This is a genomic window from Marinicella gelatinilytica (genome assembly GCF_026410405.1).
GTDB lineage: Bacteria > Pseudomonadota > Gammaproteobacteria > Xanthomonadales > Marinicellaceae > Marinicella > Marinicella gelatinilytica.
On the sequence record NZ_JAPMLN010000012.1, the window covers coordinates 31,966 to 57,961 of the forward strand.

Annotated in this window: 20 protein-coding genes; 8 read left to right on the top strand and 12 right to left on the bottom strand. The window is 43.1% G+C overall.

Annotation, left to right across the window (positions count from 1 at the left end; all coding sequences use genetic code 11):
- Positions 1-119 precede the first annotated feature (119 nt).
- On the top strand, positions 120-1,250 hold the full coding sequence (locus OS173_RS08795; RefSeq protein WP_267183909.1) for a Card1-like endonuclease domain-containing protein: 1,131 nt from the start codon (positions 120-122) through the stop codon (positions 1,248-1,250).
- A complete protein-coding gene (locus tag OS173_RS08800; protein ID WP_267183910.1) occupies positions 1,247-2,269 on the top strand; it encodes a threonine aldolase family protein in 1,023 nt (340 codons plus the stop codon). Before OS173_RS08795 ends, OS173_RS08800 begins: the two co-directional genes overlap by 4 nt.
- Here the strand turns inward: OS173_RS08800 and OS173_RS08805 are convergent.
- From OS173_RS08805 to OS173_RS08845, 9 genes are all read right to left on the bottom strand, one after another.
- A complete protein-coding gene (locus OS173_RS08805; protein WP_267183911.1) occupies positions 2,243-4,483 on the bottom strand; it encodes a putative bifunctional diguanylate cyclase/phosphodiesterase in 2,241 nt (746 codons plus the stop codon). The genes OS173_RS08800 and OS173_RS08805 overlap by 27 nt on opposite strands.
- 170 nt (positions 4,484-4,653) lie before the next feature.
- On the bottom strand, positions 4,654-6,537 hold the full coding sequence (parE, locus tag OS173_RS08810; protein WP_267183912.1) for a DNA topoisomerase IV subunit B: 1,884 nt from the start codon (positions 6,535-6,537) through the stop codon (positions 4,654-4,656).
- Positions 6,538-6,555: 18 nt separating this feature from the next.
- The gene (locus OS173_RS08815) at positions 6,556-7,419 is read right to left on the bottom strand and encodes a hypothetical protein (RefSeq protein ID WP_267183913.1); all 864 of its coding nucleotides are present in this window, start codon (positions 7,417-7,419) and stop codon (positions 6,556-6,558) included.
- 5 nt (positions 7,420-7,424) lie between these two features.
- Positions 7,425-7,871 carry a Fe-S cluster assembly sulfur transfer protein SufU gene (gene sufU, locus OS173_RS08820; protein ID WP_267183914.1) on the bottom strand — a complete coding sequence of 149 codons (447 nt, stop codon included), beginning with the start codon at positions 7,869-7,871 and terminating at the stop codon, positions 7,425-7,427.
- Between the two features lie 5 nt (positions 7,872-7,876).
- Complete coding sequence (locus OS173_RS08825; protein ID WP_267183915.1) at positions 7,877-9,079, bottom strand: aminotransferase class V-fold PLP-dependent enzyme; 1,203 nt, start codon at positions 9,077-9,079, stop codon at positions 7,877-7,879.
- Complete coding sequence (locus tag OS173_RS08830) at positions 9,073-10,248, bottom strand: SufD family Fe-S cluster assembly protein (protein WP_267183916.1); 1,176 nt, start codon at positions 10,246-10,248, stop codon at positions 9,073-9,075. Before OS173_RS08830 ends, OS173_RS08825 begins: the two co-directional genes overlap by 7 nt.
- The gene (sufC, locus tag OS173_RS08835) at positions 10,229-10,969 is read right to left on the bottom strand and encodes a Fe-S cluster assembly ATPase SufC (RefSeq protein WP_267183917.1); all 741 of its coding nucleotides are present in this window, start codon (positions 10,967-10,969) and stop codon (positions 10,229-10,231) included. The genes OS173_RS08830 and sufC overlap by 20 nt, the downstream gene beginning before the upstream one ends.
- The gene (gene sufB / locus OS173_RS08840) at positions 10,969-12,441 is read right to left on the bottom strand and encodes a Fe-S cluster assembly protein SufB (RefSeq protein ID WP_267183918.1); all 1,473 of its coding nucleotides are present in this window, start codon (positions 12,439-12,441) and stop codon (positions 10,969-10,971) included. The genes sufC and sufB overlap by 1 nt, the downstream gene beginning before the upstream one ends.
- Positions 12,438-12,866, bottom strand: a complete 429-nt coding sequence (locus OS173_RS08845) for an SUF system Fe-S cluster assembly regulator (protein ID WP_267183919.1) — start codon at positions 12,864-12,866, stop codon at positions 12,438-12,440. Before OS173_RS08845 ends, sufB begins: the two co-directional genes overlap by 4 nt.
- Positions 12,867-13,013: 147 nt before the next feature.
- Between OS173_RS08845 and OS173_RS08850 the strand changes: the two genes are divergently transcribed.
- Positions 13,014-14,669, top strand: a complete 1,656-nt coding sequence (locus tag OS173_RS08850) for an amidohydrolase (RefSeq protein ID WP_267183920.1) — start codon at positions 13,014-13,016, stop codon at positions 14,667-14,669.
- A 63-nt stretch (positions 14,670-14,732) separates the two neighbouring features.
- The gene (locus OS173_RS08855; protein ID WP_267183921.1) at positions 14,733-14,945 is read left to right on the top strand and encodes a TIGR02450 family Trp-rich protein; all 213 of its coding nucleotides are present in this window, start codon (positions 14,733-14,735) and stop codon (positions 14,943-14,945) included.
- Positions 14,946-14,987: 42 nt separating this feature from the next.
- Here the strand turns inward: OS173_RS08855 and cfa are convergent, their stop codons facing one another.
- Positions 14,988-16,106 carry a cyclopropane fatty acyl phospholipid synthase gene (cfa, locus tag OS173_RS08860; protein ID WP_267183922.1) on the bottom strand — a complete coding sequence of 373 codons (1,119 nt, stop codon included), beginning with the start codon at positions 16,104-16,106 and terminating at the stop codon, positions 14,988-14,990.
- 125 nt (positions 16,107-16,231) lie between these two features.
- Between cfa and OS173_RS08865 the strand changes: the two genes are divergently transcribed.
- Together OS173_RS08865 and OS173_RS08870 are read left to right on the top strand one after the other, a co-directional pair.
- Positions 16,232-16,693 carry a hypothetical protein gene (locus OS173_RS08865; RefSeq protein ID WP_267183923.1) on the top strand — a complete coding sequence of 154 codons (462 nt, stop codon included), beginning with the start codon at positions 16,232-16,234 and terminating at the stop codon, positions 16,691-16,693.
- Complete coding sequence (locus OS173_RS08870) at positions 16,690-16,953, top strand: hypothetical protein (protein ID WP_267183924.1); 264 nt, start codon at positions 16,690-16,692, stop codon at positions 16,951-16,953. Before OS173_RS08865 ends, OS173_RS08870 begins: the two co-directional genes overlap by 4 nt.
- A 180-nt stretch (positions 16,954-17,133) precedes the next feature.
- Here the strand turns inward: OS173_RS08870 and OS173_RS08875 are convergent, their stop codons facing one another.
- A complete protein-coding gene (locus tag OS173_RS08875) occupies positions 17,134-18,216 on the bottom strand; it encodes an endonuclease/exonuclease/phosphatase family protein (protein WP_267183925.1) in 1,083 nt (360 codons plus the stop codon).
- A 436-nt stretch (positions 18,217-18,652) separates the two neighbouring features.
- Between OS173_RS08875 and OS173_RS08880 the strand changes: the two genes are divergently transcribed.
- Positions 18,653-19,663, top strand: a complete 1,011-nt coding sequence (locus tag OS173_RS08880) for an efflux RND transporter periplasmic adaptor subunit (protein WP_267183926.1) — start codon at positions 18,653-18,655, stop codon at positions 19,661-19,663.
- A gap of 18 nt (positions 19,664-19,681) precedes the next feature.
- Complete coding sequence (locus OS173_RS08885) at positions 19,682-22,909, top strand: efflux RND transporter permease subunit (RefSeq protein ID WP_267183927.1); 3,228 nt, start codon at positions 19,682-19,684, stop codon at positions 22,907-22,909.
- A 75-nt stretch (positions 22,910-22,984) separates the two neighbouring features.
- On the opposite strand, the gene OS173_RS08890 is transcribed toward OS173_RS08885, so the two are convergent.
- Positions 22,985-25,840 carry a M16 family metallopeptidase gene (locus OS173_RS08890; protein WP_267183928.1) on the bottom strand — a complete coding sequence of 952 codons (2,856 nt, stop codon included), beginning with the start codon at positions 25,838-25,840 and terminating at the stop codon, positions 22,985-22,987.
- Positions 25,841-25,996: the final 156 nt, after the last annotated feature.

Sequence of the window (25,996 nt, forward strand, 5' to 3'; positions counted from 1 at the left end):
GGCGTAAAAAAAGCCGGTAATGCACCGACCATTTACAATGTGTAGAATTGAAAGCGGATTTTAGCTTAAATTGTCGGTAAACACCACACAGTAACCAACATTTTCTCTATAATACTCAGATGCAGATTCATATTGCCATTTTTCATCCTCGTCGCACAGGCATTTTAAGTGCCGCCATTGATTTACAAGCCGATCAGGTTATTTTGTTACACCGACAAGAAGATGTGGTTGCCGGCATTAAATCTGCACTCAACAGTCGCGGCATTCGCTGTCACTCTCAGGTGATAGATTTCGATACCGAACGATTGAGAGAGCATTTGAGTGAATTATTAGAACAATATCAGTCTGAACATTTGTATTTAAATGCTTCCAGCGGTTATAAGAAAATGATTTTAATCGCCTTTGAACAATTTAATGCCTATGGCTACCCTATTTTCCTGGTTGATAAATTTACCGATGAGCTCTATTGGCTTAAAAATCGTGCGGATCAGCCCACTGCTGACCATCATTTAAGTCACGAAATTAAAATTAATGAATACCTTAAAACATTAAATACCCATGAGCTGTTTGCTGGTGATAAAACCCCTGAACCTGCGACCTCCCGTGAACTAACTCATTGGCTGATTAGTCATATTGGCACTTACGACAAGCACCTTGCACAACTGAATTACATGGCCATGATGGCCAGCAAAGACAACCGTTATGCTTTGGACCACCACCAAGTAAAAAACCAAGGTCTGTTAACTGTGTTGGGTCAGTTTGAAGCCGCCGGCATGTTGACCTTACGTGGCCGAAAACTCAAATTTACAGATGCCAATGCACGCTTTTATTGCAATGGTGGATGGTTGGAAAACCATGTGTTTTCTCTTGTCTACGGCATGCGTAAAAGTCGTCCACATATTGTAGATGTGGCCAAAGGCTTACATGTTGTACGCCACAATGGCACAGTTAAAAATGAAATTGATGTGGCCGCCATGAGCCATAACCGTTTGCATGTCATTGAGTGTAAAACCCGTAAATTTTCAAAAAGTGATGATGATAACTCTGCTGCCAATACTGCCATTTATCGATTAGATACCTTGAAAACCTTTGCCGGAGGGATATCCAGTAAAGCCATGTTGGTTAGTTATCAACCCTTGAACAGTTACAGTTTATCTCGCGCCGAAGATTTGGGTATTTATTGCTGTTCACATACACAATTGAAACAATTAGACCACCACTTATATCGATTTTTTGATACCGAAACATGAAAAATTTTAGAAGCGATAACGAAGCACCGGTTCATCCTGACATTTTGCAGGCAATGGTTGATGCAAACCAGGGTTTCAGTGAATCCTATGGCTATGATGTCTACAGCGAACAATTAACAGAACAATTCCAACAACTATTTGGTTGTTGGTGTGAGGTGCTGCCTTTAACAACAGGTACTGCGGCCAACAGTATCGCCACAGCATTAACCACACCTCCTTACGGTGCCATTTATTGCCACCCAAACAGCCATATTAACGTCGATGAGTGCGGCGCACCTGAGTTTTTTAGTGGTGGCGCTAAACTGATAACCGTAACCGGCGATAACGGCAAAATCGATATTGATAGATTGAACGACCGTTTAGAAAACAGCGGTCACCATGGAGAGCATGAATCATTACCCGCTGCAATTAGTCTGACACAATGCACTGAATCGGGTACGGTTTATTCTTTGGCGGAATTAAAAGCAATCAAAAAGTTAGCTGACAAATATGGCTTAGCTGTGCATATGGACGGTGCCCGATTTGCCAACGCTTTGGTGACTTTGGGTGTGAACGCTGCCGAAGCCACCTGGCAATCGGGAATTGATCTATTGTCCTTTGGTGCCACCAAAAATGGCGCCATGATGGCTGAGGCACTGGTCATATTCAACCCTGTTTATAACAAACAAATCAAACGTTTACGAAAAAGAGCCGGTCATTTAATCAGTAAAATGCGTTATGTTAATTGTCAATTGCTGGCTTATTTAAAAAATGATTTGTGGCTACAATTGGCGCATCACGCCAATCAACAGGCTCAGCTTTTTGTGAAGTCGGTCAACCAAGAAGTTACCCTTTTATATCCGGTAGAAGCCAACGAAGTGTTCTGTCGTTTACCGTTAAAACAGATCAACAGTTTAGAACAGCAAGACTTTTTATTTCATCGCTGGCCCGGACAAGAAGGCGTTATCCGACTGGTGTTTTCTTTTGCCACTAAAACCGAAGATACTGAGCAATTAATTCGAGCCATCAACAATATCTAAAGCTGCAAAATCAATGTCAGACAATTGTTGTAAGTGTGATTGCAAGGTGCCGAACGGAATTGGCTGACTAAATAAAAAACCTTGAAACTCATCACAGCCCATGGCCACTAATTTTTGTAATTGCCCATAAGTTTCAACACCCTCTGCTACAGTGGTGATATTTAAGTTTTTACCCATAACAATCATGGTTTTAACCAGTTCCAAATCATCTTGATCTTCATTCATATCATGAATAAAAGATTTATCAATTTTCAGCGCGTGAACCGGAAAATTCTTCAGGTAAGATAAAGAAGAATAGCCGGTGCCAAAATCGTCAATCGCCACATTAATACCCCAGTTGGTTAATTGATTTAAAATATACTGGCTATTTTCAACATCTTGAATCAACGTTTGCTCAGTTAATTCCAATTCCAGACGGTCATAAGGAAATTGATGTTCATCCAGGATATTTTTGAGTCGGCTCAAAAACTCCGGATGTTCTAAAAGCCTGGCTGAAACATTAAAACTTAAGACAATGTTTTTATGGGATGACAGCAAAGTTTTAAAATGTTGACATGATTCACTCAATAGCTGCCATGACACCGACACAATCAAACCGGTGTCTTCTAATAACTCAATAAATGCTTTGGGCTCTTGGTAATCGTTTTCTGCCTGTCGCCAACGCATTAACGCTTCAGCTCCAACCATATGACCTTGGGCATCATATCGGGGTTGATAAAACATCTCAAAGCGTTGTTGCTCTTGTGCCTCGTGTAATTGATTGACCAATTTAAGACGGGCCTGGGCTTTATGCTCTATCACTGAGTCATAAATGGCATAGGTGTTTCTGCCTTTATCTTTGGCACGATAGAGTGCGGCATCAGCGTTTGATAATAGTTCATTCACCGTGGTGCCGTCACGTGGATACATGGCGATACCAATACTGCCGGTTAAACGAATCTGGTGACCCTCAATTTCAACCGGATACTTTAACTGTTTCATGAACCGTTCTGCCAAAGCAATCACATTTTCTTCGCGTATTTTATCCGGTAAGAAAATAATAAATTCATCACCACCCATACGGGCAATGATGTCATGATTTCTGAATATCCTGGAAAACAGTTCAGGTAATTTTTTTAACAACTGATCACCCATGGCATGACCCAAGGTATCATTAACATCTTTAAAATGGTCTAAATCAATAAAAAGCAAAGTAAATGGAATCTTTGCTTTATCACTGTTGGCTATATATTGCTCTATGTATTGGGTAATATAATGACGATTTGGCAAGTTGGTTAAACTATCGTGATTCGCTAGGTAACTCAGTTTCTGTTGAACTTTTTCCCTTTCCTTAATTTCTAAAGACAGCTGATGTGATTGATTTTTTGCTTTGTGCCGCGACAACAAAGTCATCAGCAACATAAAAACAATCAATATACCACCGGTCAATACCACGTAAGGTAAAGGGGATAAAATGGTAGTTAATACAGTATCAGTCGGATAAATCTTGAAGGTCCAACCATCGATGTCAGCATCTAAGTTTAATTCAAAAAACTCTAAATAACTGTTCTGTTGTAATTGTGGACCGTCGGCATAAACCACCTCTTGACCGGCATAGGCTTTGGTGTAAAAACCGGTATTGACTGGATCATTTAAAATACGCGCCAGAAATTCATCAATGTATATCTCAATGGCAAAATAACCATCAAACTGTGCATCAAAAACAATCGGCATCAGAATGAAAATAATGTTATAGCCATCATCGGTATTAATCACAGGACTATATTCAGGCAAGTTGTCTCGTTGTGCCGATGCCAGTTTGGTCTGAATACCCGGTTGACTGATAATGGACTTAATATCAATATGATGAAGCGGCTTAAGACTCTCGCTCCACTGCACTGTGAGATCAGAATCTATCCACCATATTTCATTGACCCCGGGGGTTCGTTCGATGAAATTACGGGCATCAGAACGCCATTTTAACTCCGGCGTGCCCTGATTAACCAGCCAACGATTAACCATAGATGCCAAATCACTGGTGAGTTCTTGGGAAGTATAAATGATTTGAGCTTGCGTGCGATCACTCTGGCCTTTGAGGATTTGATTCATGGTGTTGATTTGAGACTGCCTAATTTGGTAAGCAACAAAAGTCACTGCCAAAAACAATACAATGGCAACAATCCATGCAGATAAATAGGACTTATCAAATAGTCTTTTAATTGTCAGACCCCTCAATCATTAATCAGCACCACTAATCACTCGCCACAAAGTTGAAACAGAATAGCATGAGAATACTTTAAAAAACAATCAAGCAATTCACATATAGATGAATTTATGATTAAAATCACTTACTTGTACGTTTTGACTTATGTTGTTAGTGACAGGGTGGTTGGCGCAAATCAATGTTAAATGATGGCCAGATCACCCTTGTCTTGTAACCAAGATTTACGGTCAGCCGCACGCTTTTTAGCCAATAACATATCCATCATTTCATGGGTTTGATCCCCTGCTTCCACGGTCAATTGCACCAGTCTTCGGGTATCCGGCAAAATCGTACTTTCTCGTAACTGCATCGGATTCATCTCACCCAAGCCTTTAAATCGGGTGACGCTGACCTTCTTCTTGTTGTTATTTTTTTCTAAGGTATCGAGAATATGCTGTTTTTCACTGGCATCCACCGCATAATGTTTTTCTTTACCCACATCAATTCGGAATAAAGGCGGCATGGCCACAAACACATGACCGGCACGCACCACCGGTTCAAAGTGCCGTAAAAACAAAGCGCATAATAAGGTGGCAATATGTAATCCATCAGAATCGGCATCCGCTAAAATAATGATTTTACCGTAGCGCAGGCCTTCTAAATCAGTGGTCCCGGGATCAACACCGATGGCCACCGCCAAATCATGTACTTCCTGTGATGCCATAACCTGATTCGGGTCCACTTCCCAAGAATTGAGAATTTTACCGCGTAACGGCATAATGGCTTGAAATTCGCGATCTCTGGCTTGCTTTGCCGAGCCACCGGCAGAATCCCCCTCAACCAGGAAAATCTCACTGACATTTGGATCATCGGTGGTGCAGTCCGCTAATTTACCAGGTAATGCTGGGCCTTGTGTGATTTTTTTGCGCACCACTTTTTTGGCTTGGCGCAATCTGTCTTGAGCGGCATTAATGGCTAAATTGGCAATCAATTCAGCGGCATCTACATTTTGATTTAACCACAGCGTTAAAGCATCTTTAATGGTGCCGGTGACATAAGCGGCAATGGCTCTGGATGATAATCGCTCTTTTGTTTGCCCTGAAAATTGCGGTTCCTTCATTTTGCAACTCAAGACATAACTGACCCGGTCCCAAACATCGTCCGGTGCCAATTTAACACCCCGTGGTAATAAATGATGGCTGTCGGCAAAGTCCCGCAAGGCTTCCGTTAGACCGGTGCGCAAACCATTGACATGCGTACCACCTAAAGGTGTCGGTATCAGGTTGACATAACTTTCTGTAATCAGCTCACCTTCGGGCACCCAGGCCAGAATCCAATCCACGGTAAACTCATCATCCTGATGAGCACCATCAAAACCGTCTGCGGGGATGGTTTCAGAAGCCTGAGTGGCGTCATTAAAATAATCACTTAAGCCATTTTCGTAACACCAGATGTCTTCTGTGTCTGCCATCTCATCACGAAAAACCACCGTTAAACCCGGTGATAAAACTGCTTTTGCTTTTAACAATCGCCGTAACCGTTTTGCATCTATCTTTAGATGATCAAAATACTTAGGTTCCGGGGTAAATTGGATTCGGGTACCGGTGTTGCGTTGTCCCACTTCAGCAACCGGCGTTAATTCACTGACCTTGTCACCCTGCTCAAAAGCAATGTGATGTTCCTGGCCATTGCGTTTAATCCAGACATCTAAACGTGAAGACAAGGCGTTAACCACAGACACGCCCACACCATGCAGACCACCTGAAAAGGTGTAATTCTTATTTGAAAATTTACCACCGGCATGTAATTTACATAAAATCAGCTCAACACCGGAGACACCATGTTCCTTGTGAATATCGATGGGCATGCCACGACCATCATCAGTGACTTCAATCACGCCGTTTTTATATAATTGTACGGTGATTTTTTTAGCGTAACCGGCTAAGGCCTCATCCACTGAGTTATCAACCACTTCCTGAACCAAGTGATTGGGGCGATCAGTATCAGTGTACATTCCCGGTCGGCGTCTAACCGGCTCTAAACCTGACAGGACTTCAATGTCTTCTGATTGATATGTGTTGCTCATAGTTAAATGGATTTCCGTTTAAATTTCTTTATATATAGATCCAGATTCTGATGTTGAACCGGCTTTATCGGGGTCATTGTCATTATTCTTATTGACCGGATACAACGCATCATAGGTCACATAGTTGGCTGAAAACACCACCCCCATCATGACACTCATAAATAACAGCATCATAATATTAACGATGCCCATACCAAACGCACCCGCCAGCAATCCCATTAACAAACTCAGCATAAACGCCGCTGCCATCGCCAGCAACATCAACCAAAGGGTTAAACTAAGTATTGGCTGCCAAGCAAAAAGCACTGTTTTCACACTGCGAATCATGGCTTGAAATGGTGTATCACCATTAAACATCACCAACGCCGGTGAAAATGCCATTAGTAACGCCACCGGCAGACCAGTCAATATATTCACCAATAACCGCAAAAAGGCCTCAGACAATAAAATTTCTTCAGCCATATCCGGGGTCAGTGGCGGTAATTGTAATGCATTAAGCAGTCCCAATTGAACTGCATGCATAAGATAATTCAGCATCACAGCTAATACACCGAGTAACAACAGTACATTAAATCGTGTTATCAGTAACTGCCAACAAGATGACCACAGTTGAGTCATCGATTGATAATTGTTGTTATTTTGTTGTGTCCGACATAATAAATAAAACCAGGCGGTCATCAAGGGCATGGCCAACATCAACGCCATCATCGCCACTTGTGCAGATGCCATTGACAATACCATAATCGCTATACCCACCAATAATAAAGTGGCATACCAATGCTTTTGCATTTGTTGAAAAAGTTTAATTCCTTGGCCGAGCCATTGTTTACCTAATGGCCAGTTGAGAGTTTGTTTGGGTTCGGGTTGCTGATGAAAATTCATAACTATTATTCTGTGGTGGCGGTGGCTTGACCGTTTAGGGCTGCATTCAGGGCATACCAACATAATAAGGCTGATTTAATACGGGACGGGAATTTTTTGACGCTCACTAAACAAGCCACCGGGCCCAGTATGTGCTCAGCATCCGGCAAACCCTCTGGGCTCATCATCTGTTTAAACGAAGCAAATAAATGTAAAGCATCAAATGTGCTCTGACCAGTTATTAACTCAGTCATCATGGATGCCGAAGCCATGGAAATGGCACAGCTGTCACCGGCGAAATGTGCGGCTTCTATGGTGTTATCTTGAATCGTTAAATAGACATGCACCTGATCACCACAAATGGCATTCAAACCCTCGGCGTGGTGAGTCCAATGGGCGGGTTGTCCATAATTTTTTGGATTTTTGTTGTGTTCTAAGACTTGTTGTTTATAGAGTTTATTCAGGTCACTCATCAGGGTTAGGCAAACATCGCTTTGGCTTGGTTGAGCGATTCTACCAGAATATCCACCTCTTGTTCAGTATTATAAAAAGCCAATGACGCACGACAACTTCCGGGTACATCAAAAAATTGAAAAATGGGCATGGTGCAATGGTGACCGGTACGAATGGCAACGCCATGATGGTCAATAATGGTGCCAATATCATGGGGATGGATGCCATCGATTAAAAATGAAAATACCGGAGATTTATGTTGCGCCTGCCCTAAAATCCGTAATCCATCAATGCCTTGTAACGCCTGTTCGGTGTATTTCTTTAACACATCTTCTCGCTCTGTAATGGTGTTAATACCAACATCCATTATAAATTCAGCCGCGGCGCCTAAGCCAATGCCACCGGCAATATTAGGCGTGCCGGCTTCAAACTTAGCAGGTACTTTATTATAAATAGATTCTTCAAAAGTCACTTTACTAATCATTTCGCCACCACCGTGATATGGCGGCATGGCATCGAGGTGTTCAGCTTTACCATAAAGAACACCGGAACCGGTTGGGCCATACATTTTATGCCCCGAGACGGTGTAAAAATCACAACCAATGTCTTGCACATCCACTTTTAAATGTGGTGTTGCCTGCGCGCCATCAATCATCACCGGAATATTTTTGGCATGGGCTTTTTGCACCAGCTCTTTAACCGGATTAATGGTTCCTAAGGCATTGGACACATGCACCACAGACATGAACTTGGTGCGCTCAGTCATTAATGTATCGAAATTATCCAGCACCAGCTCCCCTTGGTCATTCATAGGAATGACTTTCAGCTTAGCACCTGTTTGTTGACACACAATTTGCCAGGGAACAATGTTGGAATGATGTTCTAAGTGAGAAATTAAAATTTCATCACCGGGTTGCAAACGTTCTCTGACAAAAGTTTGAGCCACTAAATTGACACCCTCAGTACAGCCACGAACAAAAATTAAATTATCCGGCGATGGGGCATTAATTAAACGTGCTAAGGATGCACGCGCCTGTTCGTATAAGTCGGTGGCTCGTCCACTTAAACAATGTACGCCGCGGTGAATATTGGCATTATGGTGACAATAATAATCAGTTACAGCATCGATGACCACTTGCGGTCGCATGGCGGTGGCGGCATTATCAAAATAAACCAGTGGCTTGCCGTTCACCTGTTGGTGCAAACAAGGAAACGCCTCTCTCAGCATATAATAGCCTCTTGTTCAAATGACACCATTAGAATGGCTTTGGCCTGTGCTAAACCAATACCGCGAGAACGCAAGAAAAACAGGATCTCATCGTCCAATGTGCCAATGGTCGAGCCATGTGCGGCCACCACTTCATCGGCATAAACTTCCAATTCCGGCTTGCTGGCGATTTTGGCATCTTTTGACAGCAAAATATTCTTTAAATCTTGAATGATCTCTGAACCATCAGCACCTTTGGCAACCACGGCTTTGGCATTATTAAAAATTTGTGCTGAATCATCAGCCAGACTGCGATGCGTCACATCTGACACATTGTTTTTAAAAGCATGATTAACCACCACGATATCAGCAATATGGCTGTTATCACCGGCTTTATTCACTGAGCCTGAGCGATATTCTGCATTTTCGGCGGTAAAATCAACCCAATGAATATGGTGCTGTAGATCACCTGATTCATGACGGTTTTGAGACTGCACAAAAGATTTTTCCGCCAGTGTGAAATGCTGTAAGCTGACATGTTGCTGACCACTTTCCAGAACATTAAGTTGATGACGGGTTAAACGCGCATTGTCCGCGACATGATAATGGTTAACCACATTAATGCGGCCACTGATAAACTGCTCATCAATAATGACTTCAGCATCAGCCGCCAGATTTATTGCATTGCGCAAATAAGTCCATTGATTGGGCTCATTCACTTGGTATCGTAAAACCACGGTTGCATCTTTAGGTGCATCGGCCGTTACATTCACCACCACGCCGTGGGTGAACAACCCTTGGTTTAAAGATTGCACCACCAATTCTTTCGCTAAAGCACCTGATAAATCCATGTCAAGCCATTGATTTTCCGGTAATTCCTGAATCGGTTGAATGGTTAGCCAGCTCGGTAAGCTTTCTCCAAGGTCAATGCCTGCATCGCTGAGTGTAATGACCACTGCATCCGCAGCATCAGGAAGTTCCTGGTCTGTTTTTTCCGTTACACTAAGTTCACTTTTTTGTAAGCGACTGGCATCACTATAACGCCACAATTCAAGTTTACGGTGGGGACCCGGCAAATGACTTAACGTTTCTAGAGCAGATTCTTTTTTGGCCTGCATCCACGCCGGCCAATCGACATTAGAATTGGGCTGGTTAGCGTCTGCCAACCAATCAATCTTCAAGCCAGCCATAGCCCTGCTCCTCCAGTTCTAATGCCAGTTTCTTGGTGCCTGATTTAACGATTTGACCATCCACCAAAACATGGACAAAATCCGGCTCAATATAATCAAGTAAACGTTGATAGTGGGTGATAATGACAAATGAACGATCCGGTGAACGCAGCTGGTTAACACCATCGGCAACCACTCTTAAGGCATCAATATCCAGACCTGAGTCAGTTTCATCCATAATTGCCAAATTCGGTTCTAAAACCGCCATTTGAAAGACTTCATTACGTTTTTTCTCACCACCGGAAAAACCCACGTTAACCGGTCGCTTAAGTAAATCATCACTCATGTGTAACTGCTTGATTTTCTCTTTTACCATGCGTAAAAAGCTGGCTGAATCTAAATTCTCTTCACCGCGGTGTTTGCGTTGTGCGTTATAAGCGGTACGCAAAAAATACATGTTGTTGACGCCGGGAATTTCTACCGGATATTGAAAGGCTAAAAACACCCCTTCAGCCGCCCGATCTTCGGGTTCCATTTGTAACAAATCTTTACCCTGATAGGTGACTGAACCTGAGGTCGCTGTCACGTGCGGCATCCCGGCTAATAAGTTACCCATGGTGCTTTTGCCGGAACCGTTAGGGCCCATGATGGCATGCACCTCACCGGGTTTAACCGATAGATTTAAGTTCTTTAAAATTTCTTTATCGCCTGCTTTGGCGTATATATCTTTGATTTCTAACATCAGCCTATCGCTCCTTCTAATGAAACATCCAACAGGGCTTTGGCCTCCACGGCAAACTCCATCGGCAGTTCTTTAAATACTTGTTTACAAAATCCATCCACAATCAGCGAAATGGCTTCTTCTTCAGGAATACCACGCTGCAGACAGTAATTCATTTGGTCATCGGAAATTTTTGAGGTGGTCGCCTCATGCTCTAAGGTGGCCGTCATATTGGCAGATTCCGTATATGGGAACGTATGAGCCCCGCATTCTTTACCAATAAGCAATGAGTCACATTGACTAAAATTACGGGCATTATCCGCACTTTTAGCCACCCGCACAATGCCACGATAACTGTTTTGGCTTTTACCTACGGATATACCTTTACTGATAATGGTACTCTTGGTATTTTCACCAATGTGAATCATCTTGGTTCCGGTGTCGGCTTGTTGATAATTATTGGTCAATGCCACAGAATAAAACTCACCGCTGGAGTTATCACCACGCAGAATGCAACTGGGGTATTTCCAGGTAATCGCGGAACCGGTTTCTACCTGAGTCCATGAAATTTTAGAATTTCTACCCAGACAGTTGCCACGCTTGGTGACAAAGTTATAAATACCGCCTTTACCGTTTTCATCACCGGGATACCAATTTTGTACGGTTGAATATTTAATGGTGGCATCATCCATGGCCACCAACTCAACCACTGCCGCATGCAGCTGATTTTCATCACGCATCGGGGCGGTACAACCTTCTAAATAACTGACATGCGAACCGGCTTCAGCAACAATCAAAGTGCGCTCAAACTGACCGGTATGGTTGGCGTTAATACGAAAATAAGTGGACAATTCCATGGGACAGCGCACGCCTTCGGGAATATACACAAACGACCCATCACTAAATACCGCTGCATTTAACGCCGCAAAATAATTATCGCGAGCCGATACCACGGTACTTAAATACTTTTTAACAATTTCCGGGTGATCTTGAACCGCTTCTGAAAATGAACAAAAAATCACGCCCACTTCGGCCAATTCTTTACGAAACGTGGTACCCACAGAAACCGAATCAAAAACAGCATCCACCGCCACCACACCGGCCAAACGCTCACGCTCATGCAACGGCACCCCTAATTTCTCATAGGTTTCCAATATTCGCGGATCCACTTCATCCAGTGATTTGGGGGCGTTTTCAGCCTTGGTTTGTGGTGAGGAATAATAACTAATCGCCTGAAAATCAATTTCGGGCACATTTAGTTTCGCCCAGTCAGGCGTCGGCATGGTCAGCCAGTGACGATAGGCATTCAGTCGATATTCCAGTAACCATTCGGGTTCTTTTTTCTTTTTGGAGATTAATCGAATGGTGTCTTCATTAAGACCCGGTGGAATGGTGACTGATTCAATATCAGTCACAAAACCATCTTTATAGCGTTGACTGGCACGTTCTTTAACCAGTTGGTTTTCAACTACGTTTGTGTTTAATTCACTCATGATTTTAGCTGTAATGTAATTTTTCTGTCTGTGTCCATGATTTCACTGACCGTTACATTTTGTAAGGCTTGTGAAATCACCTGATTGACCCGCCGCATACCGGCACTCATATAACAATGATCAATTAATCGACAATCACCGTTTAAATCTGCACACTCGGTGAGGGCCAAAGGCCCTTCCATGGCTTCTATCACCTCATGCAAGCTGATGTCGCGCTTTCTTTTCATTAAAAAATAACCGCCATAAGCGCCACGTTTTGAATCCAATAAACCGGCTTTGCGTAACTGTTTGAGAATTTTACTGACGGTTGGCACTTCTAAGCCGACAGTTTGCGCCAGATATTCTGCAGATACGGGATGTGATGACTTTTTTAAAGCCATAATCAACATAAACCCATATTCTGTTAGTCGCGCCATCTTTATCATGGGCGCTATTTTAGCGCATATAGGACTAAATTGGTACCATATAAAATACAAATTAATAATTATACCTAATGTCAGCCGTTGACATCACTTTTGTCAGACATGCTTTACTGTTATACTAATCTCTTCTGTCCAATCAATAACCAAACAATGAGCAAGCAAATCAATAAAATATCACCCATTACTCTCGGCTTATGTGCCGCTTTAGCATTAACCGGCATCACCGCCAATGCCAAAACTGTTCTAATTAAAAACATCAACGGTTACAGCCATAATGGTGAGCAATTAATCAAACACCAACAATTGGCATTTGATAGCAACAGTGGTCGCTTGCTTGATGCCAATAAAATAGATAAATTTAACGAAACCATTGATGGTCAAGGCAAGATTGTTCTAGCCGGCTTACATGATGCCCATGGCCATGTACTGGGTTATGGTTTGTCACAGACCAATGTGCAACTACAGGACATTAAAAGTTTTCATGAAGTTACCGCCACCATAGAAAAAGCTTTAGCAACTCACAACAGTGATGACTGGTTATTGGGTCGTGGCTGGAACCAAGCCTTATGGCCGGAAAAAGACTTCCCCAATAAATCTGATTTAGATAATTTAGGTCTAAAGCAGCCACCCATTTGGCTGACCCGAGTTGACGGCCATGCCGGCTGGGCCAATTCAGCCGCCTTACAAGCCGCCGGTATCACCGCTGAAATCGCTGCCGATAATGAGTTAATTATTAAGGACGATAAGGGCGAACCCACCGGCATCCTGATTGACAATGCCATGGACTTAATTAACCGGCACGTTCCTGATTATTCTACTGATGCCAAAAAATCCGCACTCCAGCAAGCTTTTAAAGACTTAAACGCCGTCGGTTTAACCTATGTGCATGATGCCGGCATTTCTGCAGATAACCATGTCTTATACCGGGAAATGGCAGAATCCGACAATATGCCGATTCGTGTTTATGCCATGCTGGCCTCTCAGGATCCACAATTTGAACAACTGTTAAATCAAGGCCAAGTCAATATCGCCAACCGCTATCAAATGCGCGCCGTTAAAATGATGGTGGATGGTGCCCTCGGTAGCTATGGTGCGCTATTACATGAACCCTACAGCGACAATTTGGACACCCACGGTGCCTATGTACAGGATTTAATCACCCTTGGCACCAAGCTTCAATCCACAGTCGCTGCCGGTTTCCAGGCCGCCATCCATGCCATCGGTGATCGTGGCAACACCGAAGTGCTCAACCTACTGGCCCAAAACAATGCGTTTTCAACGCAACTGCGGCACCGCATTGAACACGCCCAAATTATGCGCCCGGAGGATATTAAACGGCTGGCCGATCATGACATCATTGCCTCCATGCAGCCCACCCACGCCACCAGCGATAAAAACATGGCTGAAAAACGTATTGGCAAAGACCGCATGGCCGGTGCCTATGCCTGGCAAACCGCGCTTGATAATAAGGTTCATTTAGCCTTTGGCTCTGATTTTCCGGTGGAATTGATTAATCCATTTTATGGTTTACATGCCGCCGTGACCCGCCAAGACCGTGATAACCAACCGGTTGGCGGCTGGTATCCTGAAGAATCTTTATCCATCGAAGACGCCTTCAAAGCCTTCACCATCGGTGCTGCTTACGCCGCCCACGACGAACAAAACAATGGTTCCCTGGAGCCCGGTAAATACGCCGACTTTATTATTATTGACCAGGATATTTTCAACATTGACCCCAAAGATATCTGGCGCACCCAAGTATTAGAAACCTGGGTTAACGGCAAAAAAGTTTTTAGCAAGCAATAAAAACACAATGGGTGCTGTGATACAAGATGACAGCACCCTCATTGATATCCCTTAAAATTATTAATGACCATAAACCCCAAAAAACTTATCAACAGCAAGTGGACAGCCGTTAACCCCGTTAACAAAGAAAAGCATTGCCTGGTAACTAAAATTGAAATCGAAAAAAGTGGTCAAGTGAACCACTGTCAGCTACTATCCATTCACAGTAAACGACTATTCTTAGTGGATTGGCAAGACCTTAAAAACCCGGAAAAATGGTTACAAGGCTGGCTTTAAAACCGATGATGCATGAGTGCTGTTACCCGAACACAATGTCGATTACCGCAACGACTGATAACCACCGGCTAAGCCGTTCTTAGAAAATACACATTGCCATAAATGGTTGTTTCTGGCGCGAAAGGAGCCGGCACAAGACAATAAATAGTAACACCATTGCCGGTAAAAGATTTCGTTGTAATTGTGTTTAATCAAATCCCAGCGGCTAATGAAGTTTTCATACCAAGCCATTAAGGTGGTGTCGTAATCGACCCCAAAATTATGCCAGTCTTCCAGTACCAAAACGCTTTCAGAACTTGCGGTAATTTGCTGCGCCGAAGGTATCATGGAATTGGGAAAAATATACTTGGCTATCCATGGATCAGTTTGGGTATGCGATTGATTCCCGCCGATGCAATGTAATAGAAATAAGCCATCATGGTTAAGATTTCTTCTGACCACTTGAAAATAGTCATGGTAATTTTTATAGCCGACATGCTCAAACATTCCCACTGAAAAAATTCGGTCAAACTGTTCATTCAGCTGGCGATAATCCTGTAACCGTATCTCAACCGGCAGTCCCTGACAGGTTTTTTGAGCGCGCTTTTGTTGTTCCCGGGAAACCGTGAGACCCACCACCTCCACACCATAACGCTCAGCGGCAAAACATGCTGCACCACCCCAACCACAACCAATGTCCAACACCCGCATACCCGGTTGCAGCCCAAGTTTTTTGCAAATCAAATCGAGCTTATGTTCCTGTGCCTGATCCAGATTATCCGCCGACTGCCAATAGCCGCAACTGTAAATCATGCGCTTATCCAGCATATGTTCAAACAGCTCATTGCCGATGTCATAATGCTTTTCACCGATTTCATAGGCTCTGGAAGGTTTTTGTAAATTAATAATTTTAGATTTAAGCACCGCCATTAAACCACTAAACGTTTTAACTTGCTCATCCAAATCGGCACTCAGGATTTTAAAGAAAAATTGATCTAACTGCGCACAATCCCACCAGGATTCCATATAGGATTCCCCCAACCCCAAAGAACCTTGCGCCATGACCCGCGCATAAAAATCGTCGTTATGAACCTGGATATCCCAGGGCCGATTACCATTAACTTCAACATCTGCCGACTCTAATAACTGTTCAACGGTTTTTTGAATTTTAGGTTTATTCATATCACTACCCTGATACCTAAATAACAAATCAATAGACGGATAATATTCATCAATTATTATACAAGACCCCAGATTGATTTTAAACATTATTGCCAGCTATGGTATATACGGTATATACTTTAGCTATGTTTTTAACCGAATTATGTCAATCCTTAGAAAAATATCAGGTTCGCTATGCCCTGGTCGGCGGCTACGCTGTGGCTTTACATGGGGCTGTTCGCGGTACGGTTGATATCGATTTCGTGATCAACTGGAAATTAGAACAACTTAAAGCCGTTGAAACCTGTTTACATGATTTGGGTTTGGTTTCACAATTGCCCATTGATGCCGAGCAATTATTTCACTTTAAAGACGAATATATAAACAATCGACAACTGCTTGCCTGGCACTTTTATCACCCAAAAGACTTGAGTAAACAAGTGGATTTAATTATCACCTTTGATTTATCTAACAAAAAAACCCTAAGCAAAACCGTCGGCACCACCACCGTCCAGTTATTAAATAAAAAAGACCTTATCACCATGAAAAAACAAGCAGCCAGACCTCAGGATTTAGAGGACATCAAAGCACTCAAGAAACTACCATGAAAGCCCTACAAATCCACAGCCCCGAATCACTCGCCAGAGGCCAACAAATGAGCGCCGAGGAAATCGCCCGCTTCTTAGAAGATTTCCGCCAGCTACATGGGCACCAATCCCAACCGAGCAAACTAATTAGCCTCAAAGTTCCCATCCCGCTACTCAGCACATTTCGATTCCAATGTGAACAACAAGGTTTGAAATACCAAACGCACATTAAAACATTGATGAAAGATTGGTTACAAACTAAAACAAATCAGTTTAAATAATCCATAGAGAAGCCCGCCAAAAACAAAAGCAGCCTGAGTCCGGCGAAGGCAATATTTAAGACCGGAAAGATACAGATTAGGTGGGTAAAAGCTCCGACAGGCTCAGTCATCTTAAGCTTGTAATGATCAAGTCTACCTCAAACCTTTTAAGCTGAGAACAGAGCGAAATGGTTTTATTATTTATTTCGGCACATCTTTCTCAGAAATATCCTGATCCTTCATGACTTTATCGGCATAGGATCGGTCTTTAGCTTGGGCATTCCGGTCATCGGCCAAATCCGCTTCTGTAACCAAAGCCAATTCGGCGGTCACTGAAAAATGATCGGAACCCTTTAGGCGGTGACGTTGCAACGCAATCAATTGAAAATGTCGGCTGACAAAGACATGATCCAAAGGCCAGCGCAGTAAAGGAATAGAAGCATGGAAGGTATTTAAAAACCTGCGGCCAACACGTACATCATGCATACCACTGATGTTCTTAAAAGCCCGCAACGGTTTTGACCAGGGCACATCATTTAAGTCACCGGCCATCAATAAAGGCTCAGTCATATTCTTTAATTTACGTGCTAACGCCAGTAATTCCGCATCACGTTCTGTGGATTCATCGTTCTCTGAGGGACTGGGTGGTGCCGGATGCATAAAATGGGCCAGCACTGGTGAGCCGTTTAAATCCAAACGAACATGAATAGACGGGACTTTATCCTGAACCAAATGTTTCACCTGAATGTCATTGAGCGGGAATTTTGAAAACACATGCATGCCATACATTTTCTCATTGGGTTCACAGATTCGATGGGGATAATCGCGATGTAGCTTTTGCAGTGCTTTATGCCATTGCTGGTTGGTTTCCATACAAACCAATACATCCGGTTGTTGCGCTTCAATTAAATCCAGCAAGGCTGCATATTGTTCGTTTTTCATCAATACATTACTGAGCATCAATTTAAATTGGCTTTGGCAATTCACTTCATTAAAATCTGCCACCTCTTTTTTATGCCATCTGGTGTAAGGAAACAAATAGTAAATCTGCACACCCAAGCCGGTAGCAATCAAACCCAGCATCAAAAAATCGACTGCCGTTAATAGTCCCAAGAAAAATGGCGCCACCATTAACAGCAACAAAGCCAGCACCAAACCTTGAATACGAACAAAGTCAAAAGCCCGAACCCACCAAATACGCCGCTCGATGTATGGCATTAAAGCAAACATCAACACCACCGCAGTTAAAACACTTAAATAGATTTGACTGTCAACAAATGGCATGGCAGATAACCGGCAAAGGAATTAATTGAGGCCTGTGAATTGATCTGAACCGATGGAAAAAAGAACTAAAATTACACCAATCAAGGCATGAAACGCAGTCTAATACGCCGTTATTAGTACCAAAAGTAGGGCCATTAGGCAGCTTCAGAACGCAGAGTGGTGTAATTTTAGACTTTTTAACTCGATTCACGATTAATTCAAAGGCCTCTATTATATAAAAAGCCACATTAAGTTTATGATAAATAAAATAATTCATTCACTCACTTTTCAAAATTAATCTGTTTTAAAGTGATAGAAAAAGCCCCAAACAAGGCTTCTTTTAATTTAAAATCAATTAATACTTGAACTAAACGGAATTGGTGCTATATTAGATTTAACAAATACAAAAGAGTTGAGAATTTTCTTGATACATCTACTAACCATCAATAACAACGCCATGAAGACAATAATTTCCATATTTTTTATTTTTACCCACAGCGTGGCCATTAGCGAAACCACTTGGCATGAAATTAAGCTCAGCACTGAACCGGTTGTCAGAACTTTTCAAGGTCAGGTTGAAGCCATTCAGTACGCCACGGTTTCCGCCCAAACAAATGGCCGAGTGGCAGAGATTCATTATGATGTGGATGATTTTGTGGCGGCCGGCGATGTTATCATTGAATTCACCAACACTGAACAGAAACAGGCAGTGCAGAGAGCTCGAGCCAATTTGGAAGCAGCCAAAGCCACCGAAAAACAAGCCGTGGCAAGTTTCAAACGAGCTCAAAGCATATTTGAGCGTAAACTAATCTCTCAAAGCGATTATGATCAAGCTGAAAGCCAGAAAAATACCGCGGTGGCAGCTGTTAAAACCCAACAAGCGGCATTGGAAACTGCACTTACTCAACTTGATTACACCTTAGTTAAGGCACCATTTGACGGTATCGTTACTGCCCGTCACGTTGAACAAGGTGAGACCGTTAATATCGGAACCCCATTGATGTCGGGCTTATCGCTTGATCACTTACGGGTCATCACTCAGGTGCCTGAATCATTGGCCCATACAATTAACAACAATGGTCATGCTCGCATTGAATTAGCTAACGGCACAATTATTGAAAGCCAAGAATTCACCTTGTTCCCGTATGCAGACCCAAAGACCAAAACCTTTGAGCTGCGTATTAATTTACCTGAAAAAACACCCGGTTTATTCCCCGGCATGTCTGTTAAAACCCATTTCATCACAGCCGAGAAAGAAACCACTTTAATCCCAAACAATGCCATTATTCATCGTGGTGAGCTGACTTTAGTGTATGTAAAACACGACGATAAAAAAGTCCCTAGACAAATTAGAACAGGCCAGCAATACAATAACATGACAGAGGTGGTTTCCGGGTTAAGCCCGGGCGACTTTATAGCCATTAGCCCTTTATCCTCGTCGTTAACACAAGACCCGAAAAACTTATAAAAATAGATTGCGAACACTATGAACAATCAACATAAATTATCCATTTCGGGCGTTCTGGCTAAATACTTTCAGAACAACCAACTAACGCCTTTAATTGCCTTGGTATTGGTTTTATTGGGTGCCTTTGCTGTGGTGGTCACGCCACGGGAAGAGGAACCTCAAATTGATGTCACCTTTGCCAATGTCATCATTGGTCTACCCGGTGCCAGCGCCAAGGAAGTGGAACAACTCATTACCATCCCAGCAGAACAGGTTTTGGATGAATTGTCCGACATTAAACATATATACTCGATTTCCCGCCCCGGCATGTCAATCATTACGGTACGCTTTAAAGTGGGTATTAAACGAAATGACGCCATCGTTCGGCTCTATAACCAAGTCCAGTCTAACAGTGATTGGCTGCCTTATAATTTAGGCGCAACAACCCCAGTCATTAAACCCATGGGCATTGATGATGTTCCGGTTTTAACGGCCACCTTATGGAGCGATGATCCGAATAAAACCAATGCCGACTTACTTAAAATCGCACACAGTCTTGAGAACCAGTTAAAACGCATACCCGAGACCCGAATTATCCGCAGTTTCAGTGGCGGCGAGCAAATTGTGCACATTGAAATGAATCCGGTCGACATGCTTAATTACAAAGTCGGATTTACAGATATCACCCATGCTTTACAGGCCAGTAACTACAGTTTACCCTTAGCGAAACGCATTGAAGATAATCGGCTTATTCAAGTACAAACCGGTTATTCCTTCAGCCACGTAGATGACCTTAAAAGCCTGATTGTAAAAGTGACTGCAGAAGGCAAGCCGGTTTATTTGCAAGACATTGCCAAAATTCATGATGGTGCAGATTCACCGGAATCTTATACCTGGATTCATTCCGGCCATGCCTGGGGACAAGGTCTGGCACCGGATTATGCGCCGGCTGTAACCATTGCCGTGGGTAAAAAACCAGGCAGTAACGCCGGCCAAATAACCCAATCAGTTATTCAGTCCTTAGAACAATTAAAGCTCAGCCATATACCTGATGACGTGCATGTGGAAATCACCCGTGACTACGGCCAAACCGCCAATGATAAAGCCAATCAGCTCATTAAGAAGTTAATTTTTGCCACCATATCTGTCATTATTTTAATGCTGATTGCCATGGGCTGGCGTCAAGCTTTGGTGGTGGGTTTGGCTGTCAGTATTACATTAGCGATTACTCTATTCGCGTCTTGGGCCTATGGATTTACCTTAAATCGCGTTTCATTGTTTGCCCTGATATTTTCCATCGGTATCTTGGTGGATGATGCGGTGGTGGTGGTGGAAAACATTCATCGGCGCAGTAAGAATAATAAAGACAAACTCAGCGATATAATTCCACCGGCGGTCAATGAGGTGGGCGGACCCACCATTCTGGCGACTTTTACGGTGATTGCCGCGTTAATGCCAATGGCCTTTGTCAGTGGCTTGATGGGGCCTTACATGAGTCCCATACCCATTAATGCCAGTATGGGCATGTTGCTATCATTGTTGATTGCACTGATTGTAACGCCTTGGTTATATATTAAAATTATCGGCAAGGGACACAGCCACTCTGAAAAACATACCGATGAAAATGAACAACCCAAAAAAGATTCTATTTTTCAACGTATCCTACCGGTCTTCCTGAAGCGCGAGGGTGGTCGCAAACCACGCTATGCACTCATTGGCTCTGTCGTTTTGTTACTTATCTTGTCCATTATGTTGGTGCCTTTCCAACAAGTGATCTTAAAGATGCTACCCTTTGATGACAAATCAGAACTACAGATAATCGTAGACATGAAAGAAGGCACCACCTTAGAAACCACCAACCAATTAATGGTTGAGCTGGTTACTCAATTAAACGAATTTGAAGAAGTTAAACATGCTGTTGCTTATACCGGCATGTCTTCACCGATTAACTTTAACGGTCTGGTTAGACAGTATTTTTTACGTCAAGGATCACACCTTGGCGACATTCAAATTATGCTGACTGATAAGTATGATCGTGATAAGCAGAGCCATCAAATTGCTCTGGAGATGCGTGAAATTCTTCATGCCATGGCACAAAAATACGATGCTTCATTGAAAATTGTTGAAGTACCACCTGGACCACCGGTGATTTCCCCACTGGTGGCAGAAGTTTACGGCAACCACTATCCTGACCAAATTGCCGCCACCAAGGACATAGAAAAATTATTCCACGAAGTTGATCACTTGGTCGACATTGACACCACCATCGAATTTGATGCGCCAAAACAAGTTCTTGAAATTAATTTAGCCAAAGCCATGCTGGCTGGTATTTCGCAACAACAAATTATCAACACTGTGAATACTGCGTTGGTGGGTAGTGACGTCAGCTTCTTGCGTGATGAACACAATAAATACGCACAACCCATTCGCATCGAAATAGACCGCGGTAAACAAAATGACTTAACCCAGTTGATGACCGTCCCAATTAAAAGCAATCAAGGTCATTTTATTCAGTTGGGTGAATTGGTGACTATGCAAAACACAACCATTGAGAAATCAATACAACATAAAGACCTCCGACCTATGACCATGGTTACCGCCGACATTGCCGGTGGTGCGGATTCACCGCTTTATGGTATGTTCGGCGTTAAAAAACTGATTGAAGAGCAACATCCGGAGATTGATCAATATTTTATTGAGCAACCGCTGTTTACAGATAACACCTACATCAAATGGGATGGTGAGTGGCAAATAACTTATGAAACCTTCCGCGATATGGGTATAGCCTATTCTGTTGGACTGATATTAATCTTTTTATTGATTGTGGCCCACTTTCATTCCTACTTTGCACCACTCATTATTATGGCGCCAATTCCCTTAACCATCATCGGCATTTTGCCCGGGCATTGGTTACTGGGTGCGCAATTCACTGCCACTTCGATGATAGGCATGATTGCTTTGGCCGGTATTATTGTCAGGAATTCGATTCTGTTGGTGGACTTTATTCTAATCCAACTGGCCGCAGGGGCTGATTTGAAAACTGCGGTGATTCAATCTGCCGAAGTTCGCGCTAAACCCATTATCTTGACTGCCTTAGCCGCCATGATGGGAGCTTTCTTTATTCTTGATGACCCAATCTTTAACGGTCTGGCCGTGTCACTGATCTTTGGTATTTTAATTTCCACCTTATTAACCTTAGTGGTTATTCCGGTGTTGTTTTACTGGTATCAATCGAGACAAGATAACAAAGCAGCTGCCGCAGCTTAACGTATGACCGCTGAACAAAGAAACACCTGATAACTTGAAGTTAACAGGTGTTTAGCGTTTTATGCAAATAATTTTCTATTTCATTGCATTACCATCCCGATCAAGGACAATCGGCTCACCATAGCCCAAGTCTTTAAGCCGAGATAATTGGGTTTTAGCATCACCGACCACCACATAAATCATGTCTTGCTCATCCAGATATTGATTAATGTAATTGTGCGCGTCAGCTAAGGTCATGTTGTTTAAAACAGCCTGTTCTCGCTCCAGAAAATCATTGCCTAAGTCAAACCGTGTCACCTCATTTAAACCGCTGAGTAATTGCCCTAAGGTTTCAAAACGACGGGTGTTGCCCTTGCTCAATAAATTTTTAGTTGTGGCTAAATCATCTGTTGTGAAGGTTTTGGCATAATTGCCGATGAGGTCTTTGAGAATTTCTAAGGATTCCAAGGTGACATTACTGCGTACCTGCGTGGCTGCCACAAAAGCACTGGGGTAATATTCTGAGCGACTGGGGTAGGAATAAGCCCCATAGGTGTAGCCCTTGGTGATACGCAGCATTTGTGTTAAGCGTGCACTGGACCCTGAACCTAAGCGGTTGTTAACAATATCAATGGCCGCGAAATCAGGGTCGGTACCAACCGGCAATTGTTTACCAACGATGAGTACCGATTGTTTAGCCGCAGGTACATCAACAAAGTACAATTGTGGTGTTGATGCGGGTGCATTGGCAGGTAGATAGTCCAAATCGATGGCTTGATTGGGCAGTTGTTTGTCCAGCTTTTGTATTGCGCCCATAACGGTACTCTTATCGATGGCACCAACCACATTGAATTGCATGAGTTGTGCTGATAGATTGTTCCGATACCATTCTTTAACATCTGCCAGTTCGATATTTTTAACCGAATCTAAAGTGCCAACCGAAGGCTGACCGGCGACATGATCCGGACCATAAAGTTGTCGGAAAAAGACTTTTTGAGCGATGCTGTTGGGATTGCCGTAAGCCGCGGTAATATCGGTGAGGGTGTTGTTTTTTATGCGCTCAAAATCTACCGCATCAAAACGCGGTTGTAACAGCATTTCGGTGACCAGATCCATGGTTTTAGCAAAGTTTCTGGCCAAACTGGACCCTGAAACGGTAATCGCCGTGCTACCTGCTGAGACATGAATGCCGGAACCTAATAGGCCTATGGCATCCTCAAATTCAGCCGCGGTTTTATGTTTAGTGCCCTCTTCCAGCATTTGTGCCAATAAATTCGCGGTGCCAACTTTATCTGATTGGTCCAGCATCTGGCCACCGTTAATACGCAAGGTAAAATTCACCAAAGGCACTTCATCATGTTCAATGCCGGCAACGGCCATGCCATGATCACTATGCGCTTGCCAAATCGTCGGTGATTTCAGTGGCGGCAACTCACCCAATGGTGGTTCTGAGCGGTCATGTTGGGACGGTGTTATGACAAAATCATCGCTGTCTTCTTCAGTAAACTCAGGTTCCTGTCCGGCAACGATTTGTTCTTCAACCACATCGGCTTTCTTGGAATCAGCTAACGCCAATTCAACTTGACCTTTGGGCACAAAACTGGTGATTATGGCCGGTTTATCCTTAATATATTGATGATAAACACGCATCACATCGCCGGCAGTCACGGCCTTTATGTTGGCAATGTCTTGTTTATAAAACGCAGGATCACCGGCGTATTCGTTATAGATACCCAATTGAAACGCTTTGTTTAAAACACTGGAAATACCATTGTAAAAGGCGGTTTCTTGTCGGGCTTTGATTTTTTCTAAATCGGTGGCTCGTACACCTTTTTTCTCAAAGTCAGCTAAGGCATTGCGCAATACTTCAAAGGCTGCATCCAAATCAACACCCTCGTGGCCTCGTACCCGCATAGTAAAGGTACCGGCCAGTTCTTCAGATCTGTTATATGCAGACACTTCAGCCGCTAATTTTGATTCTTTCACCAGGGTTGAAAACAAAGGAGATTGTTGTCCAACCGCGAGAATTTCACCCAAAGCATCTAAAGCATAGGCATCGTTGTGATACTGCTCGACGGTCGGAAAAGTCAGCCTTAATTCCGGTAATTTGGCAAAATTATCTTCATGATATAAACGCTTGTTCTTATCTAAGTTCACCGGCATGGGGTCTAAGGCAACGGCTTGTTGACCGGCAGGTATTTCACCAAACCACTTTTCAACAGATGCTTTGGCGGTGGCAAAATCAATATCTCCGGCAATCACCAAAGTGGCATTCCCGGGGGTGTAATATTCATCATAAAATTCGCGCACATCGGCTAAAGTGGCATTTTGCAAATCCTCTAAATCACCAATCACCGTCCAGTTATAAGGGTGAGACTTCGGAAACAAAGCTTTTTTTATGACATGCGAGGTATGGCCGTAAGCGCGGTTATCGACCCGCTGGCGCTTTTCATTTTTCACCACCTGTTTTTCACGCTCAAGGGTGCCTTGTTTAACGGTGTTAATCATGTAACCGAAACGATCGGAATCAATCCACATGAGTTTTTCAAAAGCGTCTTTCGGTACCACTTCATAATACATGGTGCCATCAGACCAGGTGCCGCCGTTGCGGGTGCCACCCAGTTCAGGAATCATTTTTCGGTTGGCACCCATTGGGACATTTTCAGAATTATTAAAAGACATGTGTTCAAAGAAATGCGCAAAACCGGTGCGACCGGGTTTTTCACGATTAGAACCTACATGCACAATGGTGGCAATGGCCACAATCGGATCTGAATGATCTTCATGAATAATCACTTTCAAACCATTGTCCAAGGTAAACATCTGGTAATCAAGCTCAAGATTAATTCCATTGGCTGATTGGTCCTCAGTGATGGGTTTAATCTCTTGAGGCTGACTACAGGCTGTTAATAAAGCCAGCAATAAAATGAATGGGATTTTAGACAGTGACATAGGTACCCTCTTTACAAAATTATAAAACCATCACTATATCAGAACGCTGTTAGATTACCTGTGGGAAAAGTCATGGATTGATAATCTGCTGTGACTTAATTGAAACGGCACATCATAATTGCACATTAAACTTTAAGTAAATCAAGTAAATTCAGA

Coding starts and splice junctions, on each gene's coding strand:
- OS173_RS08850 (WP_267183920.1), top strand. CDS start 13,014: ATGAGCAAGCAAATCAATAAAATATCACCCATTACTCTCGGCTTATGT.
- OS173_RS08870 (WP_267183924.1), top strand. CDS start 16,690: ATGAAAGCCCTACAAATCCACAGCCCCGAATCACTCGCCAGAGGCCAA.
- sufC (WP_267183917.1), bottom strand. CDS start 10,969: ATGTTAGAAATCAAAGATATATACGCCAAAGCAGGCGATAAAGAAATT.
- OS173_RS08845 (WP_267183919.1), bottom strand. CDS start 12,866: ATGATAAAGATGGCGCGACTAACAGAATATGGGTTTATGTTGATTATG.
- OS173_RS08885 (WP_267183927.1), top strand. CDS start 19,682: ATGAACAATCAACATAAATTATCCATTTCGGGCGTTCTGGCTAAATAC.
- OS173_RS08890 (WP_267183928.1), bottom strand. CDS start 25,840: ATGTCACTGTCTAAAATCCCATTCATTTTATTGCTGGCTTTATTAACA.
- OS173_RS08855 (WP_267183921.1), top strand. CDS start 14,733: ATGACCATAAACCCCAAAAAACTTATCAACAGCAAGTGGACAGCCGTT.
- parE (WP_267183912.1), bottom strand. CDS start 6,537: ATGAGCAACACATATCAATCAGAAGACATTGAAGTCCTGTCAGGTTTA.
- OS173_RS08880 (WP_267183926.1), top strand. CDS start 18,653: ATGAAGACAATAATTTCCATATTTTTTATTTTTACCCACAGCGTGGCC.
- sufU (WP_267183914.1), bottom strand. CDS start 7,871: ATGAGTGACCTGAATAAACTCTATAAACAACAAGTCTTAGAACACAAC.
- OS173_RS08795 (WP_267183909.1), top strand. CDS start 120: ATGCAGATTCATATTGCCATTTTTCATCCTCGTCGCACAGGCATTTTA.
- OS173_RS08830 (WP_267183916.1), bottom strand. CDS start 10,248: ATGGCTGGCTTGAAGATTGATTGGTTGGCAGACGCTAACCAGCCCAAT.
- cfa (WP_267183922.1), bottom strand. CDS start 16,106: ATGAATAAACCTAAAATTCAAAAAACCGTTGAACAGTTATTAGAGTCG.
- OS173_RS08875 (WP_267183925.1), bottom strand. CDS start 18,216: ATGCCATTTGTTGACAGTCAAATCTATTTAAGTGTTTTAACTGCGGTG.
- OS173_RS08825 (WP_267183915.1), bottom strand. CDS start 9,079: ATGCTGAGAGAGGCGTTTCCTTGTTTGCACCAACAGGTGAACGGCAAG.
- OS173_RS08865 (WP_267183923.1), top strand. CDS start 16,232: ATGTTTTTAACCGAATTATGTCAATCCTTAGAAAAATATCAGGTTCGC.
- OS173_RS08800 (WP_267183910.1), top strand. CDS start 1,247: ATGAAAAATTTTAGAAGCGATAACGAAGCACCGGTTCATCCTGACATT.
- sufB (WP_267183918.1), bottom strand. CDS start 12,441: ATGAGTGAATTAAACACAAACGTAGTTGAAAACCAACTGGTTAAAGAA.
- OS173_RS08815 (WP_267183913.1), bottom strand. CDS start 7,419: ATGAATTTTCATCAGCAACCCGAACCCAAACAAACTCTCAACTGGCCA.